The sequence below is a fragment of the Pseudomonas sp. HD6515 genome, from assembly GCF_024971855.1.
Taxonomy (GTDB): domain Bacteria; phylum Pseudomonadota; class Gammaproteobacteria; order Pseudomonadales; family Pseudomonadaceae; genus Aquipseudomonas; species Aquipseudomonas alloputida.
This window is the reverse complement of sequence record NZ_CP079827.1, coordinates 558,994-580,647: the sequence shown is the minus strand read 5'-3', so window position 1 is coordinate 580,647 and position 21,654 is coordinate 558,994. Positions and strand designations below refer to the sequence as shown.

Below are 21,654 nucleotides of genomic sequence, written 5' to 3'. Positions count from 1 at the left end.
GTCAGCCCATGCTCTGTCAAAGCACATCCCCCGCATCTATCTGTGCCAAGTCGGCATGAGAGTGAAGGCAAGTTATTTCTCACTTGGCCTGAAAATCTCGGGATAGCATCGTCGAAGCCAATGACGGCTCAATAGCTTGATCACCTCAGAACTGTCGAGCAGCGTGATACACGACGGAATCGCGTCAGCATTTCATCGTAGTTTGTGAGTGATTGCGTATTGAGTCGCAAGCGAAGTGCTGTTCCTTGGTACGAGGTTACTCGGTCTTCTTTACCCGTTGCGCCAAGTAGAAGCCCTGCCCATTACTCGCAATGAAGAAATTGCCCCCTGCTCTTGGCCCTTTCAGTTTGCAGCAAGTAACGCAACCCACGGGAAGCTGACAGAAAAGTAATGTCGGGCTCAGTTATCTGACAGCATCAGGTAGCTAGATTGTCCTTGAGCATAGCGCCATCAGGCCTGTCCGCTTGATTAGGAAGGCAAGCAAACCGGCACACGAGTTGCTGAGACGCGCTTCCAAAAATGTAATTACCCCAGCATCAAAACGATTGCAGCGTCGAGCTTCTTTCCCCCGTAAAGCTTGTGCTCTTTTGAACGTCGTCGAGGCTGATGGGAGCGCTATTGAAACCGTAGGTTGCTACATCCAGCAGCCTGGACACCAGCAATCCATATGAGTGGACGCAACGGCATGCAAAGCAAAACCACCAGACGCTCCTTTGTCAAAGGCCTGGCTGCTACCGGAATACTCGGCGGGTTGGGTATGTGGCGCATGCCAGTGTGGGCGTTGACCAGTCCTGGCCAGCCGAATGTGCTGACGGGCACCGACTTTGATCTCTACATCGGTGAACTGCCGGTGAATATCACGGGTGCAAAACGGACAGCCATGGCAATCAATGGTTCTGTACCTGGCCCAACGCTTCGGTGGCGTGAAGGCGATATCGTTACGCTTCGTGTGCGCAACCGCTTGAAACAGGACACCTCGATCCACTGGCACGGCATCATCCTGCCGGCGAACATGGACGGCGTCCCAGGCCTGAGCTTCCATGGCATCGCACCAGATGGCATGTATGAGTACAAGTTCAAACTCCATCAAAACGGCACCTACTGGTACCACAGCCACTCTGGCTTCCAGGAGCAAGTCGGGGTGTATGGCGCACTGGTCATCGACGCGAAAGAACCCGAGCCTTTCGCCTATGACCGGGATTACGTGGTTATGCTAAGCGACTGGACGGATGAGGACCCTGCCCACGTTCTATCCAAGCTTAAGAAGCAGTCTGACTACTACAACTTCCACAAGCGGACCGTGGGTGACTTCGTCAACGACGTAAGCGAAATGGGCTGGTCTGCTGCGATGGCCGATCGCAAGATGTGGGCCGAGATGAAGATGAGCCCCACTGATCTCGCGGATGTGAGCGGGTATACCTACACCTACCTCATGAACGGCCAGGCTCCGGATGGAAATTGGACGGGTGTTTTCAAGCCTGGCGAGAAAATCCGGCTTCGGTTCATCAACGGCTCCGCCATGACGTATTTCGATGTACGCATTCCTGGCCTGAAAATGACAGTGGTTGCAGCGGATGGGCAGTATGTCCATCCGGTCTCGGTCGACGAGTTCCGTATCGCAGTAGCCGAAACCTACGATGTCATTGTTGAGCCAGAAGACGAACAGGCATACACCATCTTCGCTCAATCCATGGACCGTACGGGCTTTTCCAGGGGCACCCTGGCCATCCGTGAAGGCTTGCAAGCTGCTGTTCCAACCGTTGACCCACGCCCCCTCATTTCCATGAATGATATGGGCATGGACCACAGCAGCATGGCCGGCATGGATCACAGCAAAATGGCTGGCACGGACCACGGCAGCATGGCCGGCATGGATCACAGCAAGATGGCTGGCACGGACCACGGCAGCATGGCCGGCATGGATCACAGCAAGATGGCTGGCATGGACCACGGCAGCATGGCCGGCATGGATCACAGCAAGATGGCTGGCATGGACCACGGCAGCATGGCCGGCATGGATCACAGCAAGATGGCTGGCACGGACCACGGCAGCATGGCCGGCATGAGTAAGGAAATGCAGAGTCATCCAGACTCAGAGCTCAACAACCCATTGGTCGACATGCAGACGATGACCCCGACGGCAAAATTGGATGACCCGGGCATCGGGCTACGTAACAACGGCCGCCGCGTCCTGACCTATGCAGACCTGCGGAGCACCTTCATCGACCCAGATGGACGAGAGCCTAGCCGGAATATCGAGCTGCACCTGACGGGTCACATGGAGAAATTCGCCTGGTCCTTCGACGGCATCAAGTTTTCCGATGCCGCCCCCCTGCGCCTCAAGTACGGAGAGCGCCTTCGTATCACCTTGATTAACGACACCATGATGACTCACCCCATCCACCTTCATGGCATGTGGAGCGACCTGGAGGATGAGAACGGCAACTTCATGGTTCGAAAACACACCATCGACATGCCACCAGGCTCAAAACGAAGCTATCGCGTAACTGCGGATGCTTTGGGGCGTTGGGCCTATCACTGTCACCTCATGTTCCATATGGAAACGGGCATGTTCCGAGAAGTCCGTGTGGACGAATGAACGGGAGATCCGAGATGAGCAAACCAATGAAACGAAGCACGTTTTTCCTCTCCGCTGCGATGGCTGGCCTGTTTGCTATTTATGCCCCGTTGTCGTGGTCCAGCGATGACCATGAGCAGCACGCCCAGAAAACTGCCGATGCTGCGAAAGGCAAAGGTTCCCAGGGCATGGATCATGGATCCATGATGGGTATGGATCATGACTCGATGAAGGGCATGGATCATGAATCCATGATGGGTATGGACCATGACTCGATGAAGGGCATGGACCACAAAAAAATGATGGAATCACATGGCAGCGACAAAGCTAAGGCAGGGAAAGATGGCCAATAGCCTGGCGCGACCATCGCTGCTGGCCTTGACCCTTTCAGCCGGCATGCTAGGCGCTGTGCCCAGCTTTGCCGCTGACGAAATGGACCATTCGGCATTGGGGCACGGGTCCATGAAAATGGGCAGGGCCCCGTCGCATGACTCGATGCCAGGCATGGACCATGGGGCGATGGATCACTCTACGATGAACCATGGCTCTGGCGAGCCTGCGACCAGCAGCCGTACCCCGATTCCCGAACTAACGGACGCGGACCGCCAAGCGGCCTTCCCCCCACTGGGCGGGCATCAGATGCACGACAGCGCGATCAACAGCTTCTTCTTGCTGGATCAACTGGAGTATCAGGACGCAGACGACGGTAGTGCGCTGTCGTGGGACGCTTCTGGCTGGATAGGCGGCGATATCAACCGGCTCTGGCTCCGCTCCGAAGGTGAACGCACTAACGGCGTCACTGAAGATGCCGAGTTGCAAGTCCTCTATGGCCGTTCTATAAGCCCCTGGTGGGATGTGGTTGCCGGGGTGCGCCAGGACTTCAAACCCGAATCCCCCCAGACCTGGGCGGCGTTCGGTATTCAGGGTATGGCAATTTACGACTTCGAAGCCGAAGCCACTGCATTCATCGGTGAAAACGGTCAGACCGCCGCTCGCCTGGAAGGCGACTACGACATTCTCCTGACTAATCGCCTCGTCCTGCAGCCAACAGTTGAAGCCAATTTCTATGGCAAGAACGATCCCGCGCGCGACGTAGGTTCCGGCCTCGCGAATACCGAAGTCGGACTGCGGCTACGGTATGAAATCGTCCGTCAGTTCGCACCCTACATAGGCGTCACCTGGAGCCGCTCCTACGGCAAGACCGCAGACTTCATCCGCGATGAGGGTGGGGATGTGGATGAAGCGCGTTTCGTTGCCGGTATCCGCATGTGGTTTTGAGAGCCTTACATGAAAAGAACAATTACAACGCTCGTAGTAGCGGGTGCCGCGGCCAGTGCAGGGGTATTGGGTGCAGCTTACCTTGGCCTGGTCAACGTCGGCGCTGACGATCCGCATTTCCCTGCAGTGCATGCATTTCTGGTCATGGCTCGGGATCGCTCCATTGAGGTACGCGCAAGAAACATCGAGGTACCGAACCTCAAGGATGAAAACCTGATTCGTGTCGGCGCCGGCAACTACAACGCCATGTGCATCGGTTGCCATCTTGCCCCTGGCGTCGAGAAAACAGAGCTCAGCCAGGCGCTTTATCCGTCTCCTCCCAACCTTGGCAAGCTTGGGGTCGGTGGTAAACCCGCCGTAGCATTCTGGACCATCAAGCACGGCATCAAAGCCTCTGGCATGCCTGCCTGGGGCAAGAGCATGGGCGATGAGTACATCTGGGGACTCGTTGCATTTCTGGATCAACTACCCCAGATGAACGCCCAACAGTACAACGCGATGGTAGCGATCAGTGGCGGTCACCAGCATGGTGGAGGTGAAAGTGAAATGCACAGCCATGAAGGCCAACACGGCGACAACGTGCCCAATCACCCTGCAGAGGCAGTCTCGGGGAGAGATCATCATGACAGGGGACATGCAGAGGCACACCATCCCAAATCACCATCACCAGAGCCCGCACCTGAACACCACGGCCATGACGAAACCGGCAGTGATCACCACTCAAAGCCGGCTCAGAAGAAGCCTATTCACCGTGATGGTGCGGAGCATACCCATGAAGGCTGATTACGATCCTCCCATGAATCAGCCGTCATAAGTCGCAGAAAAAGCCGGTCAAAAACGACCCCAAAGTGGCGGATTTCAACGCTTTAAAAAGGTTAAAAACCAATACTAATCATATGGATAGTCTTTAAAAACCAACCATAAGCCGGCTTTTAAATTTAACAAGCCTTTAAAAACAGCAGTCACAATCCGCGGGTATCCACCCCCGACCTACGTGCACAGCACGCAGCCCCTTGCACCTCCTGTTGTGCTCAGCCCCCCCGCTGTTAAGGACAGCACGCAAGCGATCCTGGTGTGCCTGCGTCTTCTTGCAATGCATAGAGACATCAAATTGATATTTCGAAATCTTCCAAGGGGGCGGCTTTTTTGAAGGTGAGCGTTTCGCACTAGACTATAATTAAAGGATTAGATGTAGGCCGACACGTGCAGCTATCCTTGGAGATTGCTTAATAATATTTAATCTGTAACGGCTTGGTGTAGTGATGAGGACTTAGCATGAACGCCATGTTGAAAGAGCTGCACGCCTATCATCATGAGGTGGCTACCAAAATTACTCAGATCAAAGAGTTACTGGAGAGGATAAGGCACGGATCCGCGGGTGCCGATGACTGCAAGCTGTTGTTTAAGCAGCTGGAAGCCTTGCATGGTGATGCAGAGCGACACCACCATGAAAATGAAGAGCTTATTCGGCTGGCCTTGCTGGCAACCGACGCACCGATTCACCAACGGGTCATGGCTATCGAGCAAGATCATAAAGCCTTCAAGCGAATTGCCGGACAGCTCAAGATGTTGGAGCAGTCAACGCAAGAAGCGGGAGTAATCGCCGACACGATCGAAGACTTCATCAAGAAATATTATGACCATATGGATGCCGAGGAGAATATTTTCTTTCCGGTGGCAGAAAAGTGGTTGTCAGACACCCAATGGCAGGAAATAAAGCATCAATGGCACGCCTCGTAGATTTAATTTTCTTGAATTAAAAGCACGCTACTTATTAACACGCGGCCTCACAATTTTATGGCCCTGATACCCGAGGGTGCAGATACGCTCCCACGCTTCTCATCATTCAGCCTGAAGGCCGCGCCCTTTGCCGGCGCGGCCTTGTTTTACGGCGCACCTAGCAGCCACAGACTTCGTCAGAAGTCATACCGCGCCCCAACCATCATGCTGCGCGACGGCCCGTAGAAGTTGAACGTCGAGGTAGACCCCACCCGCGACAGGTAGTCCCGGTCGAACAGGTTATTGACGTTGAGGGTGGCCGTCAGCTTCGAAGTCACCGGGTAAGACAGCATCGCATCCACCGTGGCATAGCCCGGTGCATCGATACGCACGCCGCCACTCTCGGAATGGAAGTTGCTCATCGCCGATATACCGCCACCCACGGCCAAGCCAGTCAGCGGCCCTTGGCTGATGGTGTACTTGCTCCAAAGCGAAGCCTGGTTGCGCGGCATGATGAAGAACGTGGTTTCGGCGTCCCCCTTGACGGTTTCGGTCTCCATCCACGTGTAGCCAGCCAGCAGTTCCCAGTTTGGCGTCAGCTTGCCGCTCACTTCCACTTCCGCGCCCTTCACGCGGGTCTTGCCGGATGCAACGGAGTCGGTGGTGGCCACACCATCAGCATCGTACACGGTGGTAGCGCGGTTCTTGTCGGTCAGGCGGAATACCGAGAAGCGCGTATTCAAGTCGCCGCCAAAGTAGCTGCTCTTGAGGCCGAACTCGTACTGCTCGCCTTCACGCGGTTTCAGCACCCGACCATTGCTGTCGGTGTCGGACTGCGGCTTGAACACCTGCGAATAGCTGGCGTACAGCGCGTGGTTGTCGGTCAGGTCATAGACCAGGCCACCATAAGGGGTGAAGTGGCCGTCGACGCGTTTGCTGTCATTGGTGGTGGCGCCGCTGCTAAGGGTGGTGGTGTAGAAGTCACCGCGATACCAGCTGAAGCGGCCACCGGCAATCAGCGCCAGGCGTTCCACCGGGCGGAAGGTCACTTTGGAGTACAGGCCGTACTCTTCTTCCTGCATGCCGGTCTCGGTGCTGTAGTTGGGCGACGGCTTGGCGAACTGCTTCGGCGAGTAAGTATTCACGTTGATCGCGCCGAGATTGGTGGTGCCGTTGAGGTACTCGGTGTCGTAGTTCTTGTAGTCACTCCCGACCACAAACTCGCTTACCTGCCCGAAGGTCTCGAACGGCTGGCTGTAGCTGGCGTCCAGCGAATAAGTGTCTTGCGTGAAATCACGGGCGCTGGCGCGCTCGGAGTTGGCGCCTGTGGTGGAATTGGTTGCAGTGAAGGCGTACAGATAGTTGGTGTCGCGGTGCGAGCCACGGGCCGCGACACGGCCGTAACCGCCATTGTCGAAGCGGTGGGTCAGCTCGGCGACCAGGTCAGTGGTCTTGCCGTCGAAGTAGTTCCAGTCGGCGCCCAGGAAACGCGAATGGCTGAAGTCGGGCACCTCGCCGGACAACGTGGCCGGGTAGCCGTTGTGCGGGGTGATGTTCTTCACTTCATGCATCAGGCCGAACGACAGGGTGGTGGCGTCGTCCAGGTCGATGTCCAGCGCACCGTAGTAGGTGTTGCTGGTGTTGGCGTTGTAGTCCACTTCACCATTGGTGTCGTCACGGGATGCGATGAAGCGCCCGCGCACGCGACCGGCCTCGTCCAGCGGCCCGCTCAGGTCGATTTCCTCATGATTGGTGTCCCAGGTGCCGTAGCTGCCTTCGATATGCCCCTGAAACTCGGCGGTCGGGCGCTTGCGCACCATGTTGACGATGCCACCCAGCTCGCTGGTACTGCTGAACAGCCCGGCCGGCCCGCGCATGATTTCGACGCGGTCGAACGCCGCCAACGACGGGACAGTACCGAAGATGCTGGCCATGGGCGCCGGCAGGCCGTCGATATTGAACTCGCTGTACTCGTAGCCACGGGCGTAGATCGACGAGCGGCCGCTGTCATTGGTCAGGGTGCGCAGGCCAGCGGTGTACTTGGCCAGGTCATCCAGGTGCACGAACTGGCGATCCTTGACGTAGTCCTGGGTGTACACGGTGATCGACTGCGGGATGTCCTTGAGCGCTGCCGGCGTCTTGGTGCCCACGGTAGCGGCGTCGACGCTGTAACCGCCGGCTTCTTCCGAAGGCAGCATGTCGTACAGGCGGTTGCCTTCGATGGTCAATGCAGGCAGATCAAGCGAGTTGTCTTCGGCCTCCACCTGGGCCGCTACCGTTTCGGCCACTGCCGATAAAGAAAACGGCGCCAGCAACCCCAGCGCCAGCCATCCCCGAACCCGCTGTAAGCTGCCCACACTTTTGAAACCGGTCATGACACACCCTTCGCCAAAATGATATTGAATCGCAAACGAAACAAGTTGCTTTTTGCGAACGATACCGGGGCGAAAACCAGGGTGCAGCAGGATTAACCTTCTTAACACATCAAGCCGTTGCCCTTTCCCTGCAGCCAGTGGGATGATTCGCAACTGATAAAAGTTCTCATCAAGGCTCGCCGTGCCCACCTCACTTCTCCTTGCCGAAGACGACCCACGCCTGCTTCAGGACCTGGACCGTCATTTCCGCAACCGCGGCTTCCAGGTGCACGCCTGCGCCAGCGGCACCCAGGCCCTGAATGCCATACAGCAATCGCAGTTCGAACTGGTGCTGCTGGACATCATGCTGCCAGGCATCGACGGCCTCAGCCTGCTCGACGCCCTGCGCCGCCAGCAGGCCGTGCCGGTCATGCTGATGTCGGCACTAGGGGCCGAGCAGGATCGCATCAGCGGCTTCACCCGTGGTGCAGACGACTACCTGCCCAAGCCCTTCAGCCTGGCAGAGCTGGACGCACGGGTAGATGCCTTGCTGCGTCGCGTGGCATTCGATCGTGGTACGGCGCTGCGTGCCGACGTGGGGGAGGTGATGCTGGACCACGACCGCCAGGACGTTATCCACAACGGCAACGCCGCTGGCCTTACCGCTTCCGAATTCCGTTTGCTGGTCACGCTGCTGGCCCACCCCGACGAAGCGTTGAGCAAGCCCTTCCTGTACCAGACCGTGCTGCACAGGGCCTATACCCGACTGGACCGAGGCCTGGATGTGCATGTGTGCAACCTGCGCCGCAAACTGGCCGACATCAACGCCCAGCACCTGCAGATCCAGGCCGTGCGTGGCCAAGGGTACATCCTGGTCGACACGGAGCAGACCTGATGCGTCGCCACCCGTTGCTGTGGAAACTGGCCTTGCTGCAAGTCAGCTTCTGCCTGTTGCTGATCTGGCTCATCTGGACCTGGGGCCTTTCGGTGGAACGCAGTACCTATTTTCTGTCCCAGGCCGACCAGGACTACCTGGCGCGTTATGCTCAACAGGCCGAACAGGCGTGGGAGCAGGACGGCGCAGCCGGCACCGAAGCCTGGCGCAAGCAGGTGGCACTGGCCGAGGACACCTGGGTGGCCGTGATAGGTCCACACCTTCAGAGCCTTGGCATCACCCCGCTGAGCGCCGAGGAAGCCAGCCACCTGACATTCATGCGCAAGCTCGACTGGCCGATGAGCCGGCGCCTGCAGGATGAATTGCCATACGTCAGCATCGAATTTCCGCAACACCCCGAGCATGGCCGCCTGGTGCTGCAACTGCCCGAACGGCTGCTACCCACAGGCCTGACACCCTGGACCCATGTGGTGACTCATGGCGTTGCCCCCGCGCTGCTGGCCCTGCTGCTGGGCCTTGCGCTATACCGGCACCTTGTCGTGCCGCTGAACCGCCTGCGCGACCGCGCCGACGCCCTGCGGGCCGATGACCTTGACAGCCCCGCCCTGCCCCTGCAGCAACGCCGTGATGAGCTGGGCGAACTGGCTCAGGCCTTCGAGCACATGGCCGGGCGCCTGCGCCAGAGCCTTGAGCAACAGCGCCTGCTGTTGCGCACGCTGTCTCACGAACTGCGCACGCCGCTGGCGCGGCTGCGCATCGCCCATGACAGCGACTTGCCACCGCCGCAGTTGCGCGAGCGCCTGGACCGTGAGGTGGCCGACATGCAGAAGTTGCTGGAAAACACCCTCGACCTGGCGTGGATGGACACCGAACAACCCAGCCTGTCGACCGAGCCGGTATTGGTGCTTTCCGTGTGGGAAGCCTTGTGCGAGGACGTCTGTTTCGAAAGCGGCTGGGACCGTGCGCGCCTGCCGTGTTCACTTGGCACTGACTGCCTGCTGCAGGCCCATCTGGACAGTCTGGCCCAGGCCCTGGAAAACCTGTTGCGCAATGCCATTCGCCACTCGCCGACCGAAGGCCGGGTCAGCCTTGATGGCTGGCGCGAGGGCGCATGCTGGCACCTGCGCCTGAGCGACCAAGGGCCAGGCGTACCGGATACCGACCTTGAGCGCATTTTCAAGCCCTACCAGCGCCTGGCCGACAGTGGCGCAGGCTTCGGCCTGGGCCTGGCTATCGCCCGCCGCGCCATCGAACTGCAAGGCGGGCGGTTGTGGGCCAGCAATGGGCACCCGGGCCTGTGCCTGCACATGACCTTGCCTGCGGCCTGAGACTGTTTAGAAAGTTAATGCGCTTTACGCTCGATCGGGACTGGTTATCATCTGGGCGCTCAAGCCTTGCGCTCCTTGCAAAGCCCTGACGAGACGCCCGATGAGCAAGAAGACCCTGATGCTGGCCTTGGCACTTGCCCTGGCGGCCCCTCTTGTCCTGGCCCAGCCCGAGCATGACCAGAAGATGGACACGTCGGTGTTACAGCGCCAGGACCTGGCCTATCACTTCAGCCAGCTTGATCTGGACTCGGCCGATGGCCTGCGTCACTACCGCCTGTGGGTTGGCAAGCCGAATCGTCCAGCGCCAGCATCGGGGTACCCGGTGCTGTGGATGCTCGATGGGAATGCTGCACTGGGGACGCTGGATCAGCAGCAACTGGACAGGCTCGCCGCGGGCCAGGCGCCCCTGCTGGTGGCGGTGGGTTACCGGACCGAACTGCGCATCGACAGGGCCGGCCGCACGCTGGACTACACCCCGGCGCTGCCGGAGCAGGTGCAGCAGCGTGATCCGCTGACCGGCCAGCCCAGCGGCGGGGTCGATGCGTTCCTGAAGCTTCTGACCGGGCGCATGCGCACGATGGTGTCGGCTATGGCGCCGATCGATCCGCAACGACAGACGCTGTGGGGGCACTCCTATGGTGGCCTGGCTGTGCTTCACGCACTGTTTACCTGCCCCGGCGAATTCAGCCTTTACGCTGCTGCCAGCCCGTCACTGTGGTGGCGCGATGGTGTGATTGTCCGGGAGGCGCAAGGGCTTCCCTCACGCCTTGGCGAGGCGCGCCCGCACCTGTTGCTGATGCGCGGCGGGCAGGAGCCCGCCAGCCCGCATGGTTCGCCGCACGAGAACGACGAGTTGCCTGCGCGCCAACTGGCGGCAGATCTGGCCGCGATCAAAGGCCTCGACGTGCGCTTTGAGCGCTTCGAGGGTCTGGGGCATGGGCCCATGCTGGGCGCCTCCCTGCGCAGGGTGATCGAAGGCATGTCTGGCCAGTGACCAGCCCTGTGCCTGCCCGGCTCAACGTTGCGCGTACTTGAGCACGTACAGGCACAGCTCGCGGTAGACATCGACAGGCAACTGCGACATCAGCCTCTGAGCCTGGCCGAGGGTTTTGCAATTGAGTTCGGCCATCGCCCGACGGTGTTCCGAACCCAGCAGGCCGGCATGCACCACCTGCGCATACTGAATATAGGAACAGGGGAAATCGGCCTGGGGACTGCGCTGGACCTTGAAGTTGATCTTCAGGTCTGCCCCGCGGAAGAATGCTCTGCCCTGGTAGGTCTGCTGGGGCACGAGGAGCCCTTTTTCAGGACAGGTGCTGTAACAGACCGGCAGGCTGTTCTTTTCCGTCTCCAGGCCACGTCGATAGATCACGATTTCGGAACCCGGTACCTCGATACAGGCGTTTTCGAAAGCATCGATGATGGACCTGCCATTGATTTGCGCCTCTTCGATCTGCGTCAGGCTGACCACACGCTCGATCTCATGATTGCCAACGCTGTTGACCACACGGTCCAGGGTCGACCAGTGGCTGAACTCTTTCTGACACGCTATCAGATGGACCTCGCTCTGATAGCCCTGCCGGGCGGCTTCAGGTGGAAAATCAGCGAAATGAGGGCTGTCGAGCGCGGTCTCCATGATGATGTTGTATTTGTTTTCCATCGCATACGTGCAAATCATGGCCCCCAGTCGCCAGATGAACGACTCGGTATGCTCATAGACATGCAGCACGCCTTTGTCTTCCATCGCCCGATAATGAGGGTGCAGTTCACGAAAATGGGTTTCGTAAAGGCGAACATAATTGTCGTAGCGCCCGCTCTTCAGCAGCGTGTTTTCCAGCAAGTACGTCTTACCCGAGCCTTGTGTACCGGCAATGATGAGCATTTTGGGCTTGAGCACGCCGTCGACGTAGTCGCGCTTCTTGTCGAACAAAGTGTCGACGACCTTTCTGAATGCGAGATGGAGATCGGTATCGGTAAAAGGATAGAGAGAGGACATGACGGTTCGTTTCCTAGGTTTGCCAATGTGACCGTCACGAAGGTAAGCGCTGCGGCAAGTGCAAAGGGGTAGATGGTTACTGCTGCAAGTCTCGTCGAAGGTAGTAGAACCGCGGGTTGCCACTGGGGTGGCCCTGTGCTGTATGCTGGGTCGGTCTTCAGGGCGGGGTGTAAGTCCCCACCGGCGGTAAATCGAAAGATGAGCCCGCGAGCGCCCCGACCATGTCGGGGGTCAGCAGATCTGGTGCAACTCCAGAGCCGACGGTCATAGTCCGGATGAAAGAAGGCGTCATGCAGGGGCCATCCGGGCGCCCTTGCGCGCGCATTTTGTTCGCCCCGAGACGTTCATCGATCATTCACGAGGAGCGTTTCATGTTCACCCAGCACCACACGCAATTTCCCACTGTTTCCGCCGCCATCGCCGCCTTCCAGGCCGGGCGCCCTGTACTGTTGCTCGACGATGACGACCGCGAGGACGAAGCGGACATCATTGCCGCCGCCGAGAACATTACGCTGCAGACCATGGCCATGATGATTCGCGATTGCAGCGGCATTGTCTGCCTGTGCCTGGACGAAGCCACCGTCGACGAACTGCAACTGGCACCCATGGTGCAGAACAACCAGGCCCGCCACGGCACCGGTTTCACCGTCACCATCGAGGCGGCCGAAGGTATCACCACCGGGGTTAGCGCCCAAGACCGCATCACCACCATTGACGCAGCACTGCGTTCCAGCGCCGAACAGCGCCATATCGTCAGCCCGGGGCATGTTTTTCCGCTGCGCGCCCGCAATGGCGGTGTGCTGACCCGCCGTGGGCACACCGAAGGTTCGGTAGACCTGGCGCGCCTGGCCGGCCTGCGCCCGGCAGCGGTCTTGTGCGAGCTGATGAACCCCGATGGCAGCATGGCCCGTGGCGAGCAGGTGGCGGTATATGCACGGCAGTACAATTTGCCGGTGCTGACCATCGAGGAGCTGGCGCGGTACCGTGAGGCGATGCTGGAACGGGAAGCAGAGCCGGCCTGATCCACCGAACCGGGACGCTTTGCGGTCCTTGTGTGAGCGGCCCTTTCGCGACACAGGGCCGCTCCTCCATCGGTCTGCATCAGCCGATGCAGTTGCCGGAAGTTTGCTCCCCCCGCCCCGCTCTGCTAGTGTCGCGCCGTTCTGAATGCCACCGAGACAGTCGCCATGGCCCGCAAAAAAGCCTCCCTCGATTTCGAGCAATCCCTCGCAGACCTGCAAGCACTGGTCGAGCGCCTGGAGAACGGCGAGTTGTCGCTGGAAGAGTCGCTGGCCGCCTTTGAACAAGGCATCGCCCTGACCCGTGACTGCCAGGGCGCCCTGGCCCAGGCCGAACAGAAGGTGCAAATTCTGCTGGAGCGCGACGGTGAACTGGCTGCCCAGCCCTTCGACGCGGAGCCGGAAGCATGATTGGCACCTACCAGGCCAGTTGCCAGGCCCGAGTCGACGCAGCCCTCGAACCGCTGTTCATCGCCCCGAGCAAAGAGCTGGAACGCCTCTACGCCGCCATGCGCTACAGCGTGATGAACGGCGGCAAACGCGTGCGCCCGCTGTTGGCCTATGCGGCCTGCGAAGCCTTGGGCGCCCCGGCCGAACAGGCCAACGGCGCAGCCTGCGCGGTAGAGCTGATCCATGCTTACTCGCTGGTGCATGACGACCTCCCGGCCATGGACGACGACGACCTGCGTCGCGGCCAGCCGACCACCCACAAGGCGTTTGACGAAGCGTGCGCAATCCTCGCGGGCGACGGTTTGCAGAGCCTGGCTTTCAGTGCCCTGCTCGACCCATGCCTGAGCCCTCAGATCGACAGCATTCGCCTGGCCATGGTTCAGGTACTGGCCAAAGCTGCCGGCCCGGCCGGCATGGTTGGCGGCCAGGCGATCGATCTCGGTTCGGTGGGCCAGAAGCTGGACCAGCAGGCGCTGGAGTTCATGCACCGGCACAAGACCGGCGCGCTGATCGAAGCCAGCGTACGCCTCGGCGCCCTGGCCAGTGCCCGTGCCGAACCGGCGCAGCTGGATGCCCTGCAGACTTATGCACAGGCCATTGGCCTTGCATTCCAGGTGCAGGACGACATCCTCGACGTGGAAAGCGACACTGCTACCTTGGGCAAACGCCAAGGTGCAGACATAGCGCGTGACAAACCGACCTACCCGGCCCTGCTGGGCCTGGAAGCCGCCAAAGCCTATGCAATCGAACTGCGCGACCAGGCGCTGGCTGCACTGCAAGGGTTCGGCGAAACGGCCGAACCGCTGCGGGCCTTGGCGCGTTACATCGTCGAACGCCGTAACTAAACAGCTTCACCGATCCCTGTAGGAGCGGGTTACCCGCGAATGCGATCTTGAATTTGCCGACGCATTCGCGGGTAAACCCGCCCCCACAGGGGACCGCGTAACCTGTGGTCGAATGGGCACTTTTCCCACAATGGGGTAAACTGCCGCGTCTTCACACACCTATAACGACTCGCCTGATGCCCACGACGTTTCAAGAGATCCCCCGCGAACGCCCGGTCACGCCGTTGCTCGACCGCGCTGACACGCCTGCCGGCCTGCGCCGGTTGGCCGAAGCCGACCTGGAGACGCTGGCCGACGAACTGCGCCAGGAACTGCTCTACACCGTCGGGCAGACCGGTGGGCACTTTGGTGCCGGTCTGGGCGTGATCGAGCTGACCATCGCCCTGCACTACGTGTTCGACACCCCGGACGACCGGCTGGTGTGGGACGTAGGGCACCAGGCCTACCCGCACAAGATCCTCACCGGGCGTCGTAACCGCATGCTCAGCCTGCGCCAGAAGGACGGCATCGCGGCCTTCCCGCGCCGCAGCGAAAGCGAGTACGACACCTTTGGCGTTGGCCACTCCAGCACCTCGATCAGCGCCGCGCTGGGCATGGCCATTGCTGCCCGTCTGCAGAACAGCGCACGCAAGTCGATCGCGGTGATCGGTGATGGCGCGCTGACCGCCGGCATGGCGTTCGAGGCGTTGAACCACGCCCAGGAAGTCAATGCCGACATGCTGGTGATCCTCAACGACAACGACATGTCGATTTCGCGCAACGTCGGCGGCCTGTCCAACTACCTGGCCAAGATCCTCTCCAGCCGCACCTACGCGAGCATGCGCGAAGGCAGCAAGAAAGTGCTGTCGCGACTGCCAGGCGCCTGGGAAATTGCCCGTCGCACCGAGGAATACGCCAAGGGCATGCTGGTGCCAGGCACACTGTTCGAAGAACTGGGCTGGAACTATATCGGCCCGATCGACGGCCACGACCTGCCCACCATGATCGCCACCCTGCGCAACATGCGTGACCTGAAAGGCCCGCAGTTCCTGCATGTGGTGACCAAGAAGGGCAAAGGCTTCGCCCCTGCCGAGATTGACCCGATCGGCTATCACGCCATTACCAAGCTGGAGCCGGCCGACAAGCCAGCTGCGCCGAAGAAAGCCAGCGGTCCGAAATACTCCGCAGTGTTCGGCCAGTGGCTGTGCGACATGGCCGCCGCCGACAACCGCCTGGTGGGCATTACCCCGGCAATGAAGGAAGGCTCGGACCTGGTCGACTTCAGCGAGCGCTACCCTGAGCGCTACTTCGACGTTGCGATCGCAGAGCAGCATGCCGTGACCCTGGCGGCCGGCATGGCCTGCGAGGGCAGCAAGCCGGTGGTGGCGATCTACTCCACCTTCCTGCAGCGCGCCTACGACCAGCTGATCCACGACGTGGCGGTGCAGAACCTCGACGTGCTGTTCGCCATCGACCGCGCCGGCCTGGTCGGCGAGGACGGCCCGACCCACGCCGGCAGCTACGACCTGTCGTACCTGCGCTGCATCCCGGGCATGCTGGTGATGACCCCCAGCGACGAGAACGAACTGCGCAAGATGCTCAGCACCGGCCACCTGTACAACGGTCCGGCCGCTGTACGGTACCCGCGTGGTACCGGCCCGAATGCGCCGATCAGCGGTGACCTGCAACCCCTGGAGATCGGCAAGGGTGTGGTCCGCCGCCAGGGCGAGAAAGTGGCCTTGCTGGTGTTCGGCGTACAACTGGCCGAGGCCATGCAAGTGGCCGAACAGATCAACGCCACGGTGGTCGACATGCGCTTCGTCAAGCCGCTGGACGAGGCGCTGGTGCTGGAGCTGGCAGGCAGCCATGAACTGCTGGTAACCATTGAAGAAAACGCCATCATGGGTGGCGCGGGCGCTGCGGTGGGTGAGTTCCTTGCCAGCCAGGCAGTGCTCAAGCCGCTTCTGCACCTGGGGCTGCCGGATATCTATGTCGAGCATGCCAAGCCTGCGCAAATGCTGGCTGAGTGCGGGCTGGATGCGGCCGGGATCGAGGCTTCGGTGAAGGCCCGCATGGTCAAGCTCGGGCTCTAGGGCGCTTTCGCGGCTGAACCCGCGCCTACGACGGCCTGCGCCAAATCACCGATGTGTGCCCACTGTAGGAGCGGGTTTACCCGCGAATACGGTAGCGGCGGCAACGGTGAACGGCGGGTGAAAATTGGCCTGCAGGCCCGGCCCTTTCGCGGGTGAACCCGCTCCTACGACGGCCTGCGACCGATCACCGATGTGTGCCCACTGTAGGAGCGGGTTTACCCGCGAATTCGGTAGCGGCAACAACGGTGAACGACTGGTGAAAATTGGCCTGCAGGCCCGGCCCTTTCGCGGGTGAACCCGCTCCTACGACGGCCTGCGCCCGATCACCGATGTGTGCTCACTGTAGGAGCGGGTTTACCCGCGAATACGGTAGCGCCGGCAACGGTGAACGGCGGGTGGAAATTGGCCAGCAGGGCCGGCCCTTTCGCGGGTAAACCCGCTCCTAGGGGGACAGCACAGTGCTGTGGAAATCCTTTGGAACTGCCCATGAAAAAATTAGCCTGTGCCACGATTCTCTGTACCCCTACATTCCTTCTGGCCGCTGAGCGCGACGACGCCCTCAAACTCCCCGACGTGCTGATCAGCGCCAGCCGCCAGGTCGAATCGCGTACCGCCACCAGCGCTGCCAACACGGTCTTCACCCGCACCGACATCGACCGCCTGCAACCCACCAGCGTTACCGACCTGCTCTCCCGCGTGCCGGGCGTGCAAGTGGCACCTACCGGTGGCCGTGGTATCTGCCGGGCATCTTTATCCGTGGCACCAAGGCCGCGCAAAGCCTGGTGCTGGTCGATGGCGTGCGCATCGCCAATGCCACCTCGGGCGACAGCGGCCTGCAGTTTCTGGACATCGACCAGATCGAGCGCATCGAAGTACTGCGCGGCTCGCGCTCAGCGGTGTACGGCAGCGATGCCATTGGCGGGGTGATCCAGATCTTCACCCGACGCAGCAGTGGCCCCGGTCTGCAGCCACGCCTGCGCATGGCCGCCGGCAGCAACCAGACATTCCAACGCAGCCTAGGGCTTTCTGGCGGCAACGACACGACCCGCTTCAACCTTGGCGCCAGCCTGGACGAAACTGCTGGCATCGACTCGACCGGGCCATCCTTCGACAGTGATGGTGACCACGACGCCTACCGCAACAAGGCCCTCAACCTGAGCCTGAGCCACACCTTCGGTGAGCGCTTCGAGGCCGGCCTGAACCTGCTCGACAGCCGTGGGCGCAGCGAGTACGACAACCCGTTCGGCGGCTTCGACCCCGTTACCTTCGAGAGTTTCGGTCAACAACCCTACACCGACTTCAGCGTCAGCAGCCTGGGCAGTTACGTTGACGTTCAGGTCACCGAAACCTGGCATTCACGCCTTGAACTGGCCCATGGCGAGAACCGAGACGACAAACGCGACAAGCTCAGCGCTGAGCGTTTCGTGTTCAACACCTACCGCGATCAAGCCACCTGGCAGAACGACCTGGCCCTCGGCGAACAGAACACCATACTGATCGGTGGTGACTGGTACGAAGACCGCGTACACGGCAGTACCGACTTCACTGAGGACAGCCGCTGGAACCGTGCCGTGTTCGCCCAGCACCGCTACCAGGGCGAGCAGATTTCCACTGAGCTGGGGGTGCGCCATGACCGCAACCAACAGTTTGGTGGCCAGACCACCTGGAGCGGCAGCCTGACCGTACCGCTGAACGCGCACAACGATGTGCTGCTGTCCTACAGCGAAGGCTTCCGCGCGCCAACGTTCAACGACCTGTATTACCCACAGTTCAGCAACCCGAACCTGGACCCAGAGCACTCCAGAAGCTACGAGCTGCAATGGCGCAGCCAGCTGACTGCAGAGAGCCGGCTGGAGACTTCGCTATACCGCACCGACCTGCGCGACGCGATCATCTTTGGCCAGGACTCGATACCCCGTAACGTCGCCTCGGCACGAATCAATGGCGTGGAAATGGCGCTGGCGCAGCAATGGGGCGCCTGGCACAGCCAGCTTGGCCTGGCGCTGATCGACCCACGCGACCGCGACACTGGCCACACCCTCGCCCGCCGCGCCCGCCGCACCTTGAGCCTGGACCTAGACCGTGAGTTCGGGCGTTTCAGCGCGGGTGCCAGCTGGCAGGCGGTCAGCAGCAGTTATGACGATGAGGCCAACCGTAACCGCATCGGTGGCTATGGCCTGCTAGGTTTGCGCGGCAGTTGGGCGGCTAGCGACGAACTGAAACTCGAAGCCAAGCTGGATAACCTGCTGGACCGCAGCTACAGCCGCGCCCTTTATAGCTACGAGGGTGCGTATCACCCTTACCGCGAAGAGGGCCGCACTGTGCTCTTCAGCATCACCTGGACACCGGCGCTTTAGCGTCCAGCAACGCACACAAGCGGGCGGTGGCTTCGATCATCTGTCCGCTGGGGCGCTCCAGCCCTTTGTCCGGCACCACCAGCAGGCGCCCATCAGCCACCGCTCGAATCTGCGGCCAAGCCTTCCAGCTGGCCAGTTGCGCCTCATCAGCTGCCAGGATGACCTGCGGATTACGCTGCAGCACGGACTCCACATTCACCTGTGGCGCCGGCTGGCCAAGGTCGGCGAACACATTGCGCGCCCCGCACACGGCCAGGGCGTCGGTCACGACCTGTCGGCCACCGAGCGTGTACAACGGCCGATCCCAGACTTGATAAAACACCTGCAAGGGTTCGTCACGCCGATACTGCTGGCGCAGCTGCTGCAGCCGCTCACGCAGGGCTCGTGCGTAGGAATGGCCTTGCTCGGCACGCCCGATACGCCCGGCAATGGCCTCGATCTGCTCGATCAGCTGGCTGATGTCGTGGGGTTCGGCGCTGAAGGTGGCCATACCCAGGCGCTTGAGTTGGTCGCGCTGGGCCGGTGGCACACTGCCTGGCCACAGCAGCAACAGGTCGGGGCGCAGGCTGAGCAGGCGCTCCATGTCCAGTTGCCCTTGGCGCCCGACCGAAGGCAAATGGCGCAGCGCAGCCGGCCGTTCGCCACCGTCGAGCACGCCCACCAGCAGGTCGTCTGCCTGCAGCTCAAGCATGATCTCGCTCATCGAGGGGGCCAGACTGACGACACGCAGCGGTTCTGCAGCCAGTACAGTGCAGGCGAACAACGCCAGCAGGCCAGGTAGCAGTCGCATCAGCCCAGCTGGCGCGGAATGCGATAGAGGTACAGCACTACAACGGTAGACAATGCGAGGAGGATCTGCGGCACTGCCTCCAGACCGACCAGCACCGACAGTGCGGCGACCCAAGCCGGGAAGCAGGCATACAGCATGGCCATGCGCCGCACCCGCGCCAGTTCGATCCAGGCAGCGGCTTCTTCGCCCGTACCGAGCACCTTTGAGGTGGCGATAAGTGCGCGCTTGTAGGCACCGAAGCGCGGCAGGCTGAGGAACATGGTGGCCGCACCGGCGATGAACAGTGGCATGGCCAACACCGGGATCAGTGCATCACCGCCCCCAAAGGCCCAAGCCATGACTGGCAGCGGCACCAGGCCCACCGCCAGGTACTGCCACCAGGCCAGCGCCAGGCGCCGCTTGACCTCGGCGCGAGTCACGCCTGGGGCACCTCGCCCTGGTGTTCGTTGCCCAGCATGTGGCCCAACTTGCCGGCCTTGGTCGCCAGGTAGTAGCGGTTGTGCGGGTTATGCCCGGTGTGCAGCGGCACACGCTCGGCAACCACGATGTTCATGTCGGTCAGGGCTTTGACCTTGCGCGGATTGTTGGTCATCAGGCGCAGCGACTTCACGCCCAGGTGCTCGAGCATCGGCAGGCATATGGCGTAGTCACGCTGGTCGGCAGCGAAGCCCAGGCGTTCGTTGGCTTCGACGGTGTCGGCGCCACCATCCTGCAGCTCGTAGGCGCGGATCTTGTTCAGCAGGCCGATGCCACGGCCTTCCTGACGCAGGTACAACAGCACCCCACGGCCTTCGCGGGCGATGGCCTGCAGCGCGGCTTCCAGCTGCGAGCCGCAGTCGCAGCGCTGGCTGAACAGTGCATCGCCGGTCAGACACTCGGAATGCAGGCGCCCCAGTACCGGCTGGCCGTCCGCGATATCACCCAGGCTGAGCACCACATGCTCACGGCCTGTGGCTTCGTCGAGAAAGCCATGCATGGTGAAGGTCGCGAAGGGCGTCGGGAGTTTAGAGGCGGCAACAAAGACGACGGGCACGTTGTGCTCCTGGAATAAGTAGGAAATTTCTCGTGGGCCGATTGTATCAGCAGGTTGGGGGATGTGGGCTGGCTGTATACGGTGGCTTAAGATCGAAAAGTTCGATACTTATTAAAAAGCCATCGCTCAATCACAAGCCCGCTGCCACAGGGGGCCGCGATGTACCTTGGTGTATTCAGCCTCAGTGCGGGTGACTACCCGCGTTGAACGGATAGGGCTGTTTCCAGTGCTCGAAAATCGGTTTCAGTTCGCCGCTACGCACCAGCTCCTTCATGCGCTTGTCGAACAGGTCGCACAGGGCCTTGGCCTGGTCGTTACGGGCAAAAGCCAGGTACAACGGCAACTCGGCCACGTGGGTACGGCGGAAGCGCTCAGGCTGGGAGGCTTGCCCTAGCACGTAGTCGACCTCGGTCAGTGCGTCGATGTAGTAGTCCACCCGGTCGTGCTCGAGCATCGGCAAAATGCCCTCGCGACGCTGGATTTCGCGGAATTCGTGCACATTGGGCAAGTAGCTGCCGTAATCATAACCACGCACCCAAGCCAACCGGTACTTGCCGATGGTATCCAGGGTAGGCGCAGGTTTGCTGGCCAGCCCCAGGGCATAGATGTGGTCCATGTCGAAGTGCCAGCGCGGGTACAGGTTGTCGTCGTTCTCTTCCTTGTACGAGCCAACCCAGGCATCAGCCTCGCCGCGCTTGACCAGGCCAACCGCCCGGCTGTAGGGCGCGCTCTGGGTAACCACCTCGACGCCGGCCGGCTCGAACACTTTGCGCAGCACATCCCAGGCCACCCCGGTACCGTCGGCATTGGTGTAGTCGAGCCACTCCTCGCTAACCAGATGGATCTGTTTCGGGATGCCCTCGGCAGCTGTTACCCACGGGGCAATACTCAGCAGCATTGCCAGCAGTACAGTCCTTACGGCCATTCACGCACTCCCTGT

At 60.9% G+C, this 21,654-nt stretch carries 18 protein-coding genes, 1 pseudogene and 1 riboswitch; of the genes and pseudogenes, 13 read left to right on the top strand and 6 right to left on the bottom strand.

Annotated features, from left to right (window positions below):
* Positions 1–685 precede the first annotated feature (685 nt).
* From KW568_RS02670 to KW568_RS02650, 5 genes are all read left to right on the top strand, one after another.
* The gene (locus tag KW568_RS02670) at positions 686–2,599 is read left to right on the top strand and encodes a copper resistance system multicopper oxidase (RefSeq protein WP_259537557.1); all 1,914 of its coding nucleotides are present in this window, start codon (positions 686–688) and stop codon (positions 2,597–2,599) included.
* On the top strand, positions 2,596–2,931 hold the full coding sequence (locus tag KW568_RS02665) for a hypothetical protein (protein WP_003255368.1): 336 nt from the start codon (positions 2,596–2,598) through the stop codon (positions 2,929–2,931). The genes KW568_RS02670 and KW568_RS02665 overlap by 4 nt, the downstream gene beginning before the upstream one ends.
* Positions 2,921–3,856 (top strand): copper resistance protein B, encoded by a 936-nt coding sequence (locus tag KW568_RS02660; RefSeq protein WP_004577204.1) that lies wholly within the window; start codon positions 2,921–2,923, stop codon positions 3,854–3,856. Before KW568_RS02665 ends, KW568_RS02660 begins: the two co-directional genes overlap by 11 nt.
* 9 nt (positions 3,857–3,865) lie before the next feature.
* Positions 3,866–4,639 (top strand): cytochrome c, encoded by a 774-nt coding sequence (locus KW568_RS02655; RefSeq protein WP_004577205.1) that lies wholly within the window; start codon positions 3,866–3,868, stop codon positions 4,637–4,639.
* A gap of 492 nt (positions 4,640–5,131) precedes the next feature.
* Positions 5,132–5,596, top strand: coding sequence for a hemerythrin domain-containing protein (locus KW568_RS02650; RefSeq protein ID WP_259537552.1), 465 nt, complete (start codon positions 5,132–5,134; stop codon positions 5,594–5,596).
* A gap of 176 nt (positions 5,597–5,772) precedes the next feature.
* On the opposite strand, the gene KW568_RS02645 is transcribed toward KW568_RS02650, so the two are convergent.
* Entirely contained in the window at positions 5,773–7,950 is a 2,178-nt protein-coding gene (locus KW568_RS02645) for a TonB-dependent siderophore receptor (RefSeq protein WP_004577207.1), read from the bottom strand.
* A gap of 181 nt (positions 7,951–8,131) precedes the next feature.
* On the opposite strand from KW568_RS02645, the gene KW568_RS02640 reads away from it, so the two are divergent.
* The 3 genes from KW568_RS02640 to KW568_RS02630 all read left to right on the top strand — a co-directional run bounded on the left by KW568_RS02640 (position 8,132) and on the right by KW568_RS02630 (position 11,146).
* Positions 8,132–8,824, top strand: coding sequence for a response regulator transcription factor (locus tag KW568_RS02640; protein WP_003255373.1), 693 nt, complete (start codon positions 8,132–8,134; stop codon positions 8,822–8,824).
* Positions 8,824–10,152 (top strand): sensor histidine kinase, encoded by a 1,329-nt coding sequence (locus KW568_RS02635; protein WP_003255374.1) that lies wholly within the window; start codon positions 8,824–8,826, stop codon positions 10,150–10,152. Before KW568_RS02640 ends, KW568_RS02635 begins: the two co-directional genes overlap by 1 nt.
* Before the next feature lie 100 nt (positions 10,153–10,252).
* Positions 10,253–11,146 (top strand): alpha/beta hydrolase, encoded by an 894-nt coding sequence (locus KW568_RS02630; protein ID WP_003255375.1) that lies wholly within the window; start codon positions 10,253–10,255, stop codon positions 11,144–11,146.
* 21 nt (positions 11,147–11,167) lie between these two features.
* On the opposite strand, the gene KW568_RS02625 is transcribed toward KW568_RS02630, so the two are convergent.
* Entirely contained in the window at positions 11,168–12,148 is a 981-nt protein-coding gene (locus tag KW568_RS02625) for a zeta toxin family protein (protein WP_033726968.1), read from the bottom strand.
* A 149-nt stretch (positions 12,149–12,297) separates the two neighbouring features.
* A riboswitch (FMN riboswitch) is annotated at positions 12,298–12,439 on the top strand.
* Positions 12,440–12,519: 80 nt separating this feature from the next.
* Here KW568_RS02625 and ribB point away from each other — a divergent pair.
* From ribB to KW568_RS02600, 5 genes and pseudogenes are all read left to right on the top strand, one after another.
* On the top strand, positions 12,520–13,170 hold the full coding sequence (gene ribB / locus KW568_RS02620; RefSeq protein ID WP_003255379.1) for a 3,4-dihydroxy-2-butanone-4-phosphate synthase: 651 nt from the start codon (positions 12,520–12,522) through the stop codon (positions 13,168–13,170).
* A gap of 165 nt (positions 13,171–13,335) precedes the next feature.
* Positions 13,336–13,578: an exodeoxyribonuclease VII small subunit gene (locus tag KW568_RS02615; protein WP_003255380.1), complete on the top strand. Its 243-nt coding sequence runs from the start codon at positions 13,336–13,338 to the stop codon at positions 13,576–13,578.
* Positions 13,575–14,462: a (2E,6E)-farnesyl diphosphate synthase gene (ispA, locus tag KW568_RS02610; RefSeq protein WP_004577210.1), complete on the top strand. Its 888-nt coding sequence runs from the start codon at positions 13,575–13,577 to the stop codon at positions 14,460–14,462. Before KW568_RS02615 ends, ispA begins: the two co-directional genes overlap by 4 nt.
* 176 nt (positions 14,463–14,638) lie before the next feature.
* Entirely contained in the window at positions 14,639–16,534 is a 1,896-nt protein-coding gene (gene dxs, locus KW568_RS02605; RefSeq protein WP_003255384.1) for a 1-deoxy-D-xylulose-5-phosphate synthase, read from the top strand.
* 486 nt (positions 16,535–17,020) lie between these two features.
* Positions 17,021–18,891: pseudogene (locus tag KW568_RS02600) on the top strand (TonB-dependent receptor domain-containing protein).
* Here KW568_RS02600 and KW568_RS02595 read toward each other — a convergent pair.
* The 4 genes from KW568_RS02595 to KW568_RS02580 form a co-directional block, all read right to left on the bottom strand.
* The gene (locus tag KW568_RS02595; protein ID WP_003255386.1) at positions 18,869–19,681 is read right to left on the bottom strand and encodes a cobalamin-binding protein; all 813 of its coding nucleotides are present in this window, start codon (positions 19,679–19,681) and stop codon (positions 18,869–18,871) included. The pseudogene KW568_RS02600 and the gene KW568_RS02595 sit on opposite strands and share 23 nt — an antisense overlap.
* Positions 19,681–20,100, bottom strand: coding sequence for a hypothetical protein (locus KW568_RS02590; protein ID WP_003255388.1), 420 nt, complete (start codon positions 20,098–20,100; stop codon positions 19,681–19,683). The genes KW568_RS02595 and KW568_RS02590 overlap by 1 nt, the downstream gene beginning before the upstream one ends.
* Positions 20,097–20,714: a GTP cyclohydrolase II gene (ribA, locus tag KW568_RS02585; protein ID WP_003255389.1), complete on the bottom strand. Its 618-nt coding sequence runs from the start codon at positions 20,712–20,714 to the stop codon at positions 20,097–20,099. Before ribA ends, KW568_RS02590 begins: the two co-directional genes overlap by 4 nt.
* A 181-nt stretch (positions 20,715–20,895) precedes the next feature.
* Positions 20,896–21,639: an ABC transporter substrate-binding protein gene (locus KW568_RS02580; RefSeq protein WP_003255390.1), complete on the bottom strand. Its 744-nt coding sequence runs from the start codon at positions 21,637–21,639 to the stop codon at positions 20,896–20,898.
* Between the last annotated feature and the right edge of the window lie 15 nt (positions 21,640–21,654).

Bases quoted from the DNA above. Each gene is read 5' to 3' on its own strand.
- KW568_RS02670 (WP_259537557.1), top strand. From the start codon at position 686: ATGCAAAGCAAAACCACCAGACGCTCCTTTGTCAAAGGCCTGGCTGCT.
- KW568_RS02665 (WP_003255368.1), top strand. From the start codon at position 2,596: ATGAACGGGAGATCCGAGATGAGCAAACCAATGAAACGAAGCACGTTT.
- KW568_RS02660 (WP_004577204.1), top strand. From the start codon at position 2,921: ATGGCCAATAGCCTGGCGCGACCATCGCTGCTGGCCTTGACCCTTTCA.
- KW568_RS02655 (WP_004577205.1), top strand. From the start codon at position 3,866: ATGAAAAGAACAATTACAACGCTCGTAGTAGCGGGTGCCGCGGCCAGT.
- KW568_RS02650 (WP_259537552.1), top strand. From the start codon at position 5,132: ATGAACGCCATGTTGAAAGAGCTGCACGCCTATCATCATGAGGTGGCT.
- KW568_RS02645 (WP_004577207.1), bottom strand. From the start codon at position 7,950: ATGACCGGTTTCAAAAGTGTGGGCAGCTTACAGCGGGTTCGGGGATGG.
- KW568_RS02635 (WP_003255374.1), top strand. From the start codon at position 8,824: ATGCGTCGCCACCCGTTGCTGTGGAAACTGGCCTTGCTGCAAGTCAGC.
- KW568_RS02630 (WP_003255375.1), top strand. From the start codon at position 10,253: ATGAGCAAGAAGACCCTGATGCTGGCCTTGGCACTTGCCCTGGCGGCC.
- KW568_RS02625 (WP_033726968.1), bottom strand. From the start codon at position 12,148: ATGTCCTCTCTCTATCCTTTTACCGATACCGATCTCCATCTCGCATTC.
- ribB (WP_003255379.1), top strand. From the start codon at position 12,520: ATGTTCACCCAGCACCACACGCAATTTCCCACTGTTTCCGCCGCCATC.
- KW568_RS02615 (WP_003255380.1), top strand. From the start codon at position 13,336: ATGGCCCGCAAAAAAGCCTCCCTCGATTTCGAGCAATCCCTCGCAGAC.
- ispA (WP_004577210.1), top strand. From the start codon at position 13,575: ATGATTGGCACCTACCAGGCCAGTTGCCAGGCCCGAGTCGACGCAGCC.
- dxs (WP_003255384.1), top strand. From the start codon at position 14,639: ATGCCCACGACGTTTCAAGAGATCCCCCGCGAACGCCCGGTCACGCCG.
- KW568_RS02595 (WP_003255386.1), bottom strand. From the start codon at position 19,681: ATGCGACTGCTACCTGGCCTGCTGGCGTTGTTCGCCTGCACTGTACTG.
- KW568_RS02580 (WP_003255390.1), bottom strand. From the start codon at position 21,639: ATGGCCGTAAGGACTGTACTGCTGGCAATGCTGCTGAGTATTGCCCCG.